At 59.7% G+C, this 11,490-nt stretch carries 11 protein-coding genes and 1 tRNA gene; 6 read left to right on the top strand and 6 right to left on the bottom strand.

The genetic code is table 11. From position 1 onward, the window contains the following. Positions 1-197: 197 nt before the first annotated feature. A complete protein-coding gene (locus HMPREF2526_RS08400) occupies positions 198-992 on the bottom strand; it encodes a hypothetical protein (RefSeq protein WP_246819125.1) in 795 nt (264 codons plus the stop codon). Positions 993-1,117: 125 nt separating this feature from the next. Here HMPREF2526_RS08400 and HMPREF2526_RS08395 point away from each other — a divergent pair, with 125 nt between their 5' ends. The 3 genes from HMPREF2526_RS08395 to HMPREF2526_RS08385 are packed head-to-tail and all read left to right on the top strand — an operon-like array spanning position 1,118 to position 4,175. Further along, entirely contained in the window at positions 1,118-2,431 is a 1,314-nt protein-coding gene (locus tag HMPREF2526_RS08395) for a DEAD/DEAH box helicase (RefSeq protein WP_070546973.1), read from the top strand. Next, on the top strand, positions 2,428-3,282 hold the full coding sequence (locus tag HMPREF2526_RS08390; RefSeq protein WP_070546970.1) for a 3-methyladenine DNA glycosylase: 855 nt from the start codon (positions 2,428-2,430) through the stop codon (positions 3,280-3,282). The genes HMPREF2526_RS08395 and HMPREF2526_RS08390 overlap by 4 nt, the downstream gene beginning before the upstream one ends. Positions 3,283-3,338: 56 nt before the next feature. Next, entirely contained in the window at positions 3,339-4,175 is an 837-nt protein-coding gene (locus HMPREF2526_RS08385) for a vWA domain-containing protein (RefSeq protein ID WP_049154987.1), read from the top strand. A gap of 111 nt (positions 4,176-4,286) precedes the next feature. Here HMPREF2526_RS08385 and HMPREF2526_RS08380 read toward each other — a convergent pair whose 3' ends face one another. The 5 genes from HMPREF2526_RS08380 to secA2 form a co-directional block, all read right to left on the bottom strand. Further along, positions 4,287-4,847 (bottom strand): MerR family transcriptional regulator, encoded by a 561-nt coding sequence (locus tag HMPREF2526_RS08380; RefSeq protein WP_210384406.1) that lies wholly within the window; start codon positions 4,845-4,847, stop codon positions 4,287-4,289. A gap of 314 nt (positions 4,848-5,161) precedes the next feature. Then, positions 5,162-5,758: a bifunctional nuclease domain-containing protein gene (locus HMPREF2526_RS08375; protein ID WP_070546977.1), complete on the bottom strand. Its 597-nt coding sequence runs from the start codon at positions 5,756-5,758 to the stop codon at positions 5,162-5,164. Positions 5,759-5,819: 61 nt separating this feature from the next. After that, the gene (locus tag HMPREF2526_RS08370) at positions 5,820-6,566 is read right to left on the bottom strand and encodes a transcriptional regulator FtsR (protein ID WP_046649387.1); all 747 of its coding nucleotides are present in this window, start codon (positions 6,564-6,566) and stop codon (positions 5,820-5,822) included. A gap of 118 nt (positions 6,567-6,684) precedes the next feature. After that, entirely contained in the window at positions 6,685-7,116 is a 432-nt protein-coding gene (odhI, locus tag HMPREF2526_RS08365) for an oxoglutarate dehydrogenase inhibitor Odhl (protein ID WP_070546966.1), read from the bottom strand. A gap of 86 nt (positions 7,117-7,202) precedes the next feature. Beyond that, positions 7,203-9,494 carry an accessory Sec system translocase SecA2 gene (gene secA2 / locus HMPREF2526_RS08360; RefSeq protein ID WP_070546976.1) on the bottom strand — a complete coding sequence of 764 codons (2,292 nt, stop codon included), beginning with the start codon at positions 9,492-9,494 and terminating at the stop codon, positions 7,203-7,205. 96 nt (positions 9,495-9,590) lie between these two features. Between secA2 and HMPREF2526_RS08355 the strand changes: the two genes are divergently transcribed. The 3 genes from HMPREF2526_RS08355 (at position 9,591) to HMPREF2526_RS08345 (ending at position 11,337) form a co-directional block, all read left to right on the top strand. Further along, positions 9,591-10,769, top strand: a complete 1,179-nt coding sequence (locus HMPREF2526_RS08355) for a bifunctional alpha/beta hydrolase/OsmC family protein (RefSeq protein WP_210384405.1) — start codon at positions 9,591-9,593, stop codon at positions 10,767-10,769. A gap of 7 nt (positions 10,770-10,776) precedes the next feature. After that, positions 10,777-11,175 (top strand): YchJ family protein, encoded by a 399-nt coding sequence (locus HMPREF2526_RS08350; RefSeq protein ID WP_070546960.1) that lies wholly within the window; start codon positions 10,777-10,779, stop codon positions 11,173-11,175. An 88-nt stretch (positions 11,176-11,263) separates the two neighbouring features. Further along, a tRNA-Pro gene (locus tag HMPREF2526_RS08345) sits at positions 11,264-11,337 on the top strand. Positions 11,338-11,490: the final 153 nt, after the last annotated feature.

Below are 11,490 nucleotides of genomic sequence, written 5' to 3'. Positions count from 1 at the left end.
ACCACATCAAGGCACGCGGGCATATCGGCGATCCCGCACAACGACGGCCGCCCATTGCGCGTCATCCTACGCTCTAGCGATTCTTAACGGCTTCAGTTATGAGCGCGAATCCAAACGACGCCGCGCTGCCCCCATTGGGCACAACGGCGATTCTGGGTGAGCGTGGGACGGGGACGTCGTCAAGCATAGGCGTATAACTAGGCGTCGACCGGCGGTGGCCCCGGAGTCTCGTCGAGGATCCCCGCGTTTACCAGATAGCTGGCAAGGTCGCCGTAGTTGGTCACCACCTCGTCCGAGTCGTAACCACCCATCACGTACTCAATGACCGCGTTACGACCCTCGAGCACTTCCACCATAACGAATTCCTCATCCTGTCCGAAAATTGCGATCTGGGAACCGCGAGCGGATGTGTAATCCACAACGGATTCCTGCAGCCCCACGCGCTCCGCGTCCTGAATGGCTTCCTGATTCTCGGTGTACTGAGCGACAAACTCACCGTCGGCCCCATAGAGGCAGGAAATCGTCGGGACCCACTGCGCGTCGTAGCCCTGATCTGCTGACTCACCGAAATAGGACGTGTCTTCGTAACACTCGGACGTCAGCTCAGCCAGAGGTGTAGGAACAGACGCTGGCACCTCGGACTCTCGGATAGCGTCAACATCATCGATGTCAATCGCGCGCTCCCAATAGCCGGCATCAGAGGCAGCGACCTCTCCTGGCCCATCATCCAATCCAGCGGCAAAGTCCTTAAAAGCAGAAAACGCCGCCACAAGAGCGAGCCCTGTAACCAGAATTAGACCGAGGATTATTGCTAGAACAATCCACAACACTTTCTTCGAACCGGGCTTCTTCTGTGGCGGTTGCGGCATCCCTTGGCCTTGCCCATTAAAACCGTGAGGCGCTTGGTTGTGCCCAGGTTGGACGTGGTGCGGGTTCTGGCCAAACCCGCGGGGAGGAGACTGAGATTGAGAGTTGTCGAATGGATTCGTCATGTCGCTCAATTTTACAGAGAACCACGTCACACAAACCCTAAAAATGCAGGATGCGAGGCCTAATTCCCACCGGTAACTGTGATGCTTTTCGGTCTGGCAGGCCGGAGCACTAGACTTTTCACCCGATGACTACTTTCGCCGAACTCGGCCTCCCCCGCGATGTTGTTCGTATCCTAGACAAACAGGGCATCACGACCCCCTTCCCTATCCAGGAAGCCGCTATTCCCGACGCCCTCGCTGGCAAGGACGTCCTCGGCCGTGGCCCCACAGGCTCGGGAAAAACGTTTACGTTTGGTCTCCCTATGCTGGCCCGATTGGCGGAGTCCGGGGTGTCGCGCCCGGCCCACCCGCGCGGGCTGGTCCTAGCACCGACGCGTGAGCTGGCAACCCAGATCCAGCAGCGCTTAGACGAACCCGCGGCGGCATTGGGACTGCGGGTATTGGCGGTCGTCGGGGGTGTCAACATCAACAACCACATTCGCTCGCTTGCCCGCCCGGTTGACCTGCTCGTTGCCACACCGGGACGCGCCCAGGACCTCATCGACCAGGGCAAGCTCTTCTTCGACCACGTCACTATCACCGCCCTCGACGAGGCGGACCAGATGGCGGACATGGGTTTCCTCCCCCAGGTACGCAAGCTGCTCAAGCTCACGCCGGTCGATGGTCAACGTTTGCTCTTCTCCGCCACCCTCGACGGCGAAGTCAACAAGCTGGTCAACCAGTTCATGCACGATCCCGTCACCCACTCCACCGCCCCCGTCGAGGCAGCCGTCGATACGATGGAACACCACCTTATTTTCATCGGCACCCGCGAGGCCCGCAATGACGTCGTTCTTCGCCTCGGCGCACGCAAGGGCAAGACCATCATGTTTATGCGAACCAAGCATGGCGTCGACAGGCAGGCCAAAAAGCTGCGCCGCGTCGGAATCAACGCGCTGCCCTTGCACGGCGATAAGGGCCAGGGCTCACGTACCAAGGCCATCGAGGGCTTCGCAGACGGCAGCGTTCCGGTACTCGTCGCCACCGATATCGCTGCCCGCGGTATCGACATCGCCGACGTCTCCCTTGTCGTCCACGTCGATCCGCCAGCTGAGCACAAGGCCTATCTGCACCGCTCCGGCCGTACTGCACGCGGAGGCGACTCCGGCACCGTAGTCACACTCGTCACCGACGAGCAACGCGATGAGGTGGCAAAGCTCATCGCGAAGGCGGGCGTTGCACACACCGACCTCGACATCAGTGACCGCGCCAACCCAGCCAGCAGCCCCGAGCTCGCCCAGATGACGGGAGCTCGCAAGCCCAACGGCGAACCGCTCGGCCCACCACACCAGCAACCATCAAAGAAGAAGCCACAGAGTCAGTCCGAAAGACAGTCTGCGCGTCGACGATCGGGTAGCCGTAACCAGCGCCGCCGACGGGCCAACGCAGGTCAGCGATGATTCTCCAGCCTAAAACCTGGCAAACCCGGATGACCATGCACGAGGAGGCGGCCAACGAGTATCTCACCCGCTACCGCCACCCGGGCTCGTATCACCCTGTCTACGACTTCCTTTTCGAGTACTACCCCGTCCGCCCGTCACACCTGCGGCGTTGGCACCCAGGCGTCGGTGTGACTCTGGCCGGCGAGGTCCCACATGCTCAGTGGAACTACTACCACCGCACTGATGAGGGCGTCACGGTGGACACTGAGGCCTTCCTCGCACGCCGCGGTAACACCGTTCGCTACATCCTGAATCTGCTAGAAAAGACCACGCATAACCCCACCCAATTCGATTGCTTTGGCCTGCACGAATGGGCCATGGTCTACCACACCGATTCTCCTCGCCATGACTTGCCGCTGCGGTTAGGGGCGGAGGGGACGAATGAGGTCGTCGATAGGCACCGCATCAAGTGCACGCATTACGATGCCTTCCGCTTCTTCACTGAGCCCGCGCGCCCGCTCAACCTCACGGTGCTGACTCGCGAGGGGCAACCGGAGAACGACCAGGCTGGCTGCGTCCATGCGACTATGGATTTGTATAAATGGGCGTGGAAATTGGGGCCATTGGTACCGGGTGAGTTGTTCCTCGACACCTTCCGGCTAGCCGTGGCAGCACGCACACTTGATATGGAAGCTTCACCCTACGATTGCCGCGAGTGGGGGTTTGGGGTCGTCCCCATCGAAACGGCGGAAGGAAAGTCCGAGTACGTGCGTCGCCAACGCGCGCTTGCCGACGTCGCCGAGCCCCTGCGCGCGCGGCTTGTCTCCCAAATTCGCGCCGCACTGCCCGCTACAATGAGGAACCATTGATGTGACCCGTCGGGGCGCGCTGTGCCGCCCCGCGAAACCAGCGCGGAAGGAAAAAGATGGCCCGGCACTCGGATGGAAAAAATAACTACGCATTTGCACCGTGGGTCATCGTCGTTGCCGTTATAGCGGTCTTGGCGCTGGTTATCGGAGGGTTCTTCCTCTTCCGTGGAAACGATTCCGATTCCGGTGAAACGGTGGCGGCAGAATCAACGACAGCTAAGACGGAGGAGACCTCTACTGCAGAGCCCACAACGTCGGCCGCGCCTGCGTCGTCGGAAACGGCGAAGGATACCGAATCGACGTCGGCCGCCCCCAGCTCGGAGGAGACGGCCGCAGAGGAACAGGTAGCGCCGAATACTTTGTTCCTCCTCGATACGTCCGAGAACCTCGCGCCCTATTTCGATGCGGTAAGCCAGGGTGTGGCTGAGGCGGCGTCGGCAGCCGGCGCGGAGGGAAGCCAAGTAGGCCTTTGGAACTACTCCTCTCCTCTTTCCGCCTCGGCAACCGTGGGTTACCGCCAAAACGTATCGTATGGGGATGCCGATAACGTTACCTATGCCGTAGGTATGTTCGGCACCGGTGGCGTACCACAAACTCGCAGCGCTGTGGTTGCTGCGCTAGATAACGCCACCGACCAGGTGACTGAAAGCGGCAAGGACACACGCGTCGTGCTCGTGACCACCGGCACGCAGCAAGATATGGATGATGCTGCCTTCGCCGAAGCGGTGAGCAATGCCCGCGGCGAAGGAGTGAGCTTGAGCGTGGTGCACGTTGGTAACGGCGAGAAGGACGCTGAGCTCGAAAAGCTGGCTGATTCTTACAGCACGGTCGCAGATCCATCCGATGCCCAGGACAGTGCAACGGCCATCTCAGCCGCAGCCGGCGCACGCTAGCGGTAGACCCGTGCACTATCGTCGCGGTTAAAACGCAGAAAGCCGCCGCTCCTTTCCCAGGACACTGACGTGAGCAGCAGTGCAGGAAGGGCGCGGCGGCGAGTGGCGAGTTTAAGAGGTCTTGCGCTTGCGGCGAGCAGCGAGCTCGTCGAGTCCAATAACGATGTCAGTCTCTTCTTCCTCCACGACGCGCTCGGCCGGGAAGGACGTGATGGTGCCGGAGAGCTCCTTAAGGATGCCGGGAACGGCGATACCGAATACACCCTGGCCGCCGGCGAGGAGGTCGATGACTTCATCGTTGGACCGGCACTCATAGACCGTGGTGCCGTCGGAGACAAGCGTGAGCTCCGCCAAGTCGTTGACGCCGCGGTCCCGCAGGGATTCCACGGCGAGGCGGATATTCTGCAGAGAAATACCAGTGTCCAGCAGGCGCTTGACAATCTTGAGCACCAACACGTCCTTAAAAGAGTACAGACGCTGGGAGCCAGAACCACGCGCGGTGCGGATCGAGGGCTTAACCAGGTCGGTGCGCGCCCAGTAATCCAGCTGACGGTAGGTAATACCGGCTACCTGACACGCGATGGGCACGCGGTAGCCCAGCTCCTCGTCCGGTCCGACGTCGAAGAGGGATTCTTGGACATAGCCGTTCGTTGCGGCGTCATCGAGCGGCAGGGCGCGGGACTCGGTGCGGTTGTTTTTACTGCTCACGTAATTACTCCAGTGATGTTTGAGGGAGTTCTATTTTTCTATTAAAGGCCACGTCAGCGACCACGTCAAGGGTCGCCCTCCGTGAACCTCTAGTAGAACTTTAGACTTTTTTGGTCACTTTGTCATCATTAGTCACACGCGTGTCATTAAAAAATTCGCTGATAACAAGTAAAAGCGGCACCCAGAAATAGTGCCGCTGTGTCTAGCATGGAGCGCTGGTGAGTATGTCGAGCCGACCGCCGCCTTCTACGTACGAAGCTCAGCTGAGCGAGCGGGCGTTAGCCCTCATCTTCCGGCGATTCGCCCCCAAGCAAATCTTCTTCGGAAATTCCGGAGTCACGCATGAGCTGCTCGAAGTCATCGTCTTCCTGGGCTTTCTGCCGAGCCGCCAACTCTTGAAAATCGCGCGACCTCTTCTCCGGGAAGGTCTCTGGGGTCTTAGCTTCGCGTTCGAGACCGTAGTATTCCTTGAGATCTTCATCGCTAATGTAAATAGCGACCTCCTCGAGCACTTCCTTCTCAAAGCGGATGGGTACCCCGTAGTGATCTGCAAGGACGAGGGCGTCACAGATGCGGGCGTCGTGCTCCTCACCTGTTCCGTCGACCACGTCGACCATGAAAGCTCCCTTATGGTACTCGGAGACACAAATATGCTCGATCCCGTCGAGCTGGTCGGCGAAGGCAATCAAGAGTTCATAGGTACTAGGCCGCGCGTTGTAATGGCGCTCCAGCACCTGGAGAACGCGGGCTCCATCAATGGGCGAGACCCACACAGGCACGTGCCGGTCTGCCTCTTCCCAGTAGAAGAGGGCACACAGGTTATTCTCGGGGCCGACGGAGTGGATTCCTAAAAACTTCACTACTTCTGCAGTCATGGCACCCACTTTTCCACACTTTCCTCACGCGTGGCGATTGACAGAACAGCCCTCTATTCCGCTAAGGGCGGAACTCGTCCCGCAGCTCAGTCTTGACCAGCGTTCCATGAAGGGACAGAACAAGCGCCGCCATCTGCTGTGACAGCTCCTCCGCCTGTTGCGGGGCCGTATCAGACTTCGAATGCGCCACCGGAGAAGCCACCTGCGAAATCATGTCTGCCTGCCGGCGGGCGGCATTGCGCAGCGACTTCAATTGCCGTGCCTCAAAGCCGAAGGACTCTAAGGCGACAGCCGCCGACACGATAGACACGTCATCCGTATCAAAGAATCCCGCCGGATCCGGCTTAATGAGCCCCACCGAGACCAGCTCCGCAATGTTTTCCTGCGTGGTCCCGGCTTGGTCGGCCACGTCGGCGTCGGTAAGCCTGGTCACCACTGGTGCTCGCAGCTGCTCGGCACTGATCAGTGCCTCAGCCTGGGAGGAGACAATGGCGGTTACTTGCCCCGAATCCATCGCCTCCAGCTGCTCACGAATGACCTTGAGTGGCGTGTAGTGGTCGCGCTGCGCGGTCAGAATGTAGCGCAGACGGTCAAGATCCTTCTGGTAGTAGCGGCGGTAGCCCTTCGCGGTGCGTTCCGGAGTAATCAGACCCTCAGATTCCAAAAAGCGAATCTTCGACACCGTCACGTCCGGGAACTGCTTCTGCACGTGCTTCAGCGTTACGCCAATAGACATGGGCTTTTGCTTGGTCTTCTTGGCCGCCGAAGATGCTGTTGCTGCAGCTGCGGTGGACTTCTGAGCGCTCACGATGGGACTACTACTGCTTTCTACGCGGATTCACTTTGACAAAGGGCAGGCATAGTGAGGAAGCAAGACCGGCTGCTCCCCTCGTACCCCCGCTTCGTCCTTGCTGACGGGTACTGCCCTATTTAGGGGCGATGAAGACGAGGCGGAACTTACCAATCTGGATTTCGTCGCCTACTTCCAGTACCTGCGCATTGCGCGGCTCCCGATTGACGTAGGTGCCATTGAGCGATCCGACGTCCACGACCTCGAACTGGCCATCCTTAGCGCGGAATTCTGCGTGGCGGCGGGAGACGGTGACGTCATCGAGGAAGATGTCCGCTTCCGGGTGGCGGCCGGCGGTGGTGGTCGGCTGATCAAGCAAGAAGCGCGCGCCAGCATTCGGACCTCGCTTCACGACGAGCAGGGCCTGGCCTTCAGCCAGGTTCTCAGCACCAGCAACGGAGGCGTCGGAGCCCGCCGTGGTGCCGTTTTCCATCTCCTTAAGAAGATCAGCGCGGAAGACAGAAGTAGTCTCTGCCTGCGGTTCCGGCGTTCCGGTATTCTCGCTCATTTTTACCTCCGAAGGGTCGGATCGATGTTGACTCATTCCATATTAGCGACTCCGCTGCGCGCGCGAGTCGCCTCTCCACAAATACATTAACGGAAAATGTTTCCTATGCCCTTGAGCACGGAATTTCCCCCACCAGACAATGGATTATCAGAAACCATATAAGTCCAGGTGGCACTCGGGCGGGACAGTCCATGATCCTCTAGGTGCGCACCATCGGCATCAATAAGCACGGTCTTAAAAGTATCGACGGCGTCATCAACCGCGCGCTGCGCCAAATCCTTGAATTCGCGTACCGCGATGCGGTGGTATTCATCGATGGGGGTCTCACGGGCAATGGCACGCAAGTGAATGGATTCACGCACGTCATCCATCAGCTCCAAGTGGTCGGCCCACGCCAAGTCGAGGTGGTAGAGCATGATCTCGCGGGCGGCGCGCTCACGGGCATCCACGGGGACGTCGCTTAGCTCGGCGGCGCGATCGGGCGCTCGCTCAGCGAGCTCCTGCCAGGCCTGGTCTGTATCGAGCAACTTGGCACGGCGCTCATCGATAATGATGCGCTGATCCGCCAGCAGCTGGTTGTACTTCCACGTCTGCGCGTGAATCTCCAGCAACTGGCCTTCCGTCACCCGCTGACAATGTGCGATGAAGTCCCGAACACGCTTGGATTCAATGAGGCCATCGGCGTCTGGACGCGCCGAAAGGGACTCATCTTCCCCACCCTGCTGAACTACGTCGTCCTCCAAGGAGACGAAGAAGAGCGACATGCCCGGATCTCCCTGCCGGCCCGCACGGCCGCGCAGCTGGTTGTCCAAGCGTGAGGAACGGTGCCGCGAGGTGCCAAGTACTGCCAAACCGCCCTTCTCGACGACCGCGTCGCGGTCAGCTTCGTCCGCGCCGCCCAGCTTGATATCGGTGCCGCGGCCCGCCATCTGGGTAGACACAGTCACTCGCCCCACGTCGCCTGCTTCCGCAACGATGCGCGCCTCGTCCTCATCATTTTTTGCGTTGAGGACGTTGACCGTAATCCCCTGTTCACGCAGGGCTTCGGCGAGGTCTTCTGATTCAGCAACATCGTGGGTACCCACGAGTACCGGCTGGCCAGTGCTATTGATTGCCACGATTTCATTGACGATGGCACGGGATTTTTCATCCACGGAGGCATAAATGCGGTCAGGTTCGTCGAAGCGCTGCAGTTCCTTGTTACGGTCGATGACCGAGACGTGCAGGTCATAGAACTGACGCAGTTGGTCTGTTGCCTCCACTGCGGTTCCGGTCATGCCGCACACTAGCGGATAGCGCCGCATGAGCTCCTGGAGCGTAATGGTGTCGAGGATGCGCCCTCCTTCTGACACCTCTAGGCCTTCCTTGGCCTCCACCGCGGCCTGGAGGCCATCCGGCCAGCGCTGCAGTTCCGCTACGCGGCCGCGGGAGGCGTCGATAAGCTGCAGTTTTCCGTCCGTGATGATGTAGTGAATATCGCGGATAAGCAATGCCTTAGCGTGCAGCGCTAAGTTAACTTTGACCAGCACGGAGCCGATGTTCTCCTCCGAGTAGAGCGAGTCGAGTCCCAATTCGTGCTCCACACGCGCCGCGCCCTCGTCGGTGAGCGCTACCGTGCGCCCATCCTCCGCAATAACGTAGTCCTGCTCCTCTCGCAGCCGGGAAACCACGTTGGTGATGTGGCCCGTAGATTCCTCACCGGGGCGATTTCCGGCGAGGACGAGGGGGACGAGGGCTTCGTCGACAAGCACAGAATCCGCTTCATCCACCAACGCCACATCCGCGCGCGCTTGCACCGTTTGCTGGCGGGACGTGATCTGGTTATCCCGTAGCACATCGAAACCGAGCTCATTGACAGGTGCATAGATGATGTCGGATATGTAAGCCGCGCGGCGTTCTTCCGGGCCGAGCTTCTCCGTTACCGGGGCCACCGTGAGTCCAAAGAACTCCACGAGCGGGCGCATCCATTCAGCGTCGCGCGCTGCTAGATAATTGTTCACTGTCACCAGGTGCACGCGCTTGCCGGTCAGCGCAAAACCCGTCGCGGCCATGGCTCCCACCAGCGTCTTTCCCTCACCAGTGGCCATCTGGATAACGTCGCCTTCAAGAAGACGCAGCACAGCTTGGGACTGGACAGTAAAGGGACGCATGCCAAGCTTGCGTTCGCTGGCCACGGCTAGGGCTGCGAGGAAGCGGGATTTATCCGCGATCTTGCCGTCCTTCACGCACTCCCGTGCGGTGGCGGCAACCTCTGCATCCGACAGGTTCGCGATATCCTCTACCGCGGAATCTGCGGCCGTCACAACGGCTTTCGACTTCTTGTTGTTGCGTTCGGACTGCGCGCCCATTGCCTTCCAGAACCAATCGAATGCGCCCATGAGCACTCCTCCATCCTTGTGCGTCATACAGGTCTTCTATCGACTCTAGTCAACCCCGGTTCGCAGGCGTGCGTTCGCCCTTATATCCTTATGGTCATGCAATCCGTGAACGTGTCGCTCCCCTCCAGCACCGGTACCACGATGGCCGGAACCATCGACTTTCCTGACTCCCCTCCGCAAGCCTTCGCCATCTTCGCGCACTGCTTTGCCGGCTCGCGCCATACCCCGGGCGCTGCCCGCGTGAGCAAACAGCTGACTAACTTTGGCATCGCTACCCTGCGCTTTGATTTTCCTGGCCTAGGCCAATCCGAAGGAAATTTTGCGGACACATGTTTCAGCCAGAATGTTGCCGATATCCAGGCCGCCGCTGACTGGCTAGCACAGAACTATTCCGCACCGCAGCTACTCATGGGCCATTCACTGGGCGGGGCTGCCGCTCTGGCCGCGGCCAACAACATTCGCTCCCTCAAGGCCGTGGCCACCATCGGCGCCCCCTTCGATCCTGCACACTCCGTGCTGCACTACGCCGACAAGATCGGCGAGGTCGACGCCAACGGTGAAGTCGAGGTCACCCTTGGAGGCCGGGCGCTGACCATTTCGCGTCTCTTCCTCGAAGACCTTGCTGAGACCAACCCGGAGGACTATCTTCCGCGTCTGCGCAAGCCCCTCATGGTGCTGCATTCCCCCATTGATCAAACGGTGGGCATTGATAACGCGCAAAATATTTTCCGGACCACGCGTTATCCCAAGTCCCTCGTCGCCTTGGATAAGGCCGATCACCTGGTGACTAAGCAGGGCGCGGCAGCCCGTGCCGCCGACCTCATCGGGGCTTGGGCGGAGCAGTTCATTGTTCCGGAGAGCATTCCCACCCCAGTTGCTGAGGACTCAGCGCTTGCAATCCCGGCAGTTGGAACCAGGATGGGCGTCGTCGTGCGCCACAATGACCGATCGGTGAGCGCTGACCGCACGAAAAAGAACGGCGGCAAAGGCCAAGGTTTCACCGCGGAAGGCCTTCTTATGTCCGCTGTGGCTGCGGCAAGCACCCAGGCCATCAAAGAAGCGGGCAAGGCGCAGAAAATCGACGCGAAGGTACTCGAAGCGGTATCTGTCAGGGTTAGCCAAGAATCCGAATCTCGTCTCACACGTACGGTGACGCTTCCTGCTTCTCTGAGTGCCGATCAACAACGCGCGCTTGCCGACGCCGCCGCTTCCACCACCATCGACTCCCTCCTCGCTGTGGACATCGCCACCGCCGTGGCAACCACTGCAGAATAAGCCGCCCATGGTTGTTCTAAACCCACTTGACCCTGGCGCCCGCTGCCCCTGCGGTACTGGCCTAAGCTTCGGCGAGTGCTGCTCGCGCTACCATGCCGGCACACCCGCCCCCTCAGCGGAGGCCCTAATGCGCTCGCGTTTCAGCGCTTTCGTCACCGGCGACGAGGACTATTTGCTGCGCACTTGGGACCCCGAGACTCGCCCGGAACGCCTCGACCTCGCCGAAACCGGCATTCGCTTTTACCGCCTCGACATTATCGACACCGTCGCGGGTGGCCCCTTGGACCAGACCGGAATCGTGGAATTCGAGGCTTTCTATAAGGGATCTGCCAAGGGCTCTCAACGTGAGCGCTCCTCTTTTCGCCGCCAAGGCGGGCAGTGGGTCTATTCCGCCGGAGAGTTTTAGCTGCCGCTAAAACAAGGGGTGGACTGGGATTTGTTGTGGCGAATACCCTTGGTGTAATCTGTAGCAGTTGCACCTAATGGTGCGGCGGCGGACTATGGCGCAGTTTGGTAGCGCACTACACTGGGGGTGTAGGGGTCGCAGGTTCAAATCCTGTTAGTCCGACAAAATTTAGGCTGGCCAGAAAACTCTGACCAGCCTTTTCTTTTGGAACGAGTCGACGGGTTAAGGCTTAAGCCTTGGGTTACTACGCCCACGGTAAATAGAGTTCAAATAATTCAATTTTTTGGCTTAAGGGACATTTCGTGTGGATTTGCG

Origin of the sequence: Corynebacterium sp. HMSC070E08 (assembly GCF_001808895.1) — a bacterium.
Lineage (GTDB): Bacteria > Actinomycetota > Actinomycetes > Mycobacteriales > Mycobacteriaceae > Corynebacterium > Corynebacterium hiratae.
Note: the sequence above shows the minus strand (reverse complement) of the source record. Positions and strands in the feature narration are given on the sequence as shown.

Coding starts and splice junctions, on each gene's coding strand:
- HMPREF2526_RS08400 (WP_246819125.1), bottom strand. CDS start 992: ATGACGAATCCATTCGACAACTCTCAATCTCAGTCTCCTCCCCGCGGG.
- HMPREF2526_RS08395 (WP_070546973.1), top strand. CDS start 1,118: ATGACTACTTTCGCCGAACTCGGCCTCCCCCGCGATGTTGTTCGTATC.
- HMPREF2526_RS08390 (WP_070546970.1), top strand. CDS start 2,428: ATGATTCTCCAGCCTAAAACCTGGCAAACCCGGATGACCATGCACGAG.
- HMPREF2526_RS08385 (WP_049154987.1), top strand. CDS start 3,339: ATGGCCCGGCACTCGGATGGAAAAAATAACTACGCATTTGCACCGTGG.
- HMPREF2526_RS08375 (WP_070546977.1), bottom strand. CDS start 5,758: ATGACTGCAGAAGTAGTGAAGTTTTTAGGAATCCACTCCGTCGGCCCC.
- odhI (WP_070546966.1), bottom strand. CDS start 7,116: ATGAGCGAGAATACCGGAACGCCGGAACCGCAGGCAGAGACTACTTCT.
- secA2 (WP_070546976.1), bottom strand. CDS start 9,494: ATGGGCGCATTCGATTGGTTCTGGAAGGCAATGGGCGCGCAGTCCGAA.
- HMPREF2526_RS08355 (WP_210384405.1), top strand. CDS start 9,591: ATGCAATCCGTGAACGTGTCGCTCCCCTCCAGCACCGGTACCACGATG.
- HMPREF2526_RS08350 (WP_070546960.1), top strand. CDS start 10,777: ATGGTTGTTCTAAACCCACTTGACCCTGGCGCCCGCTGCCCCTGCGGT.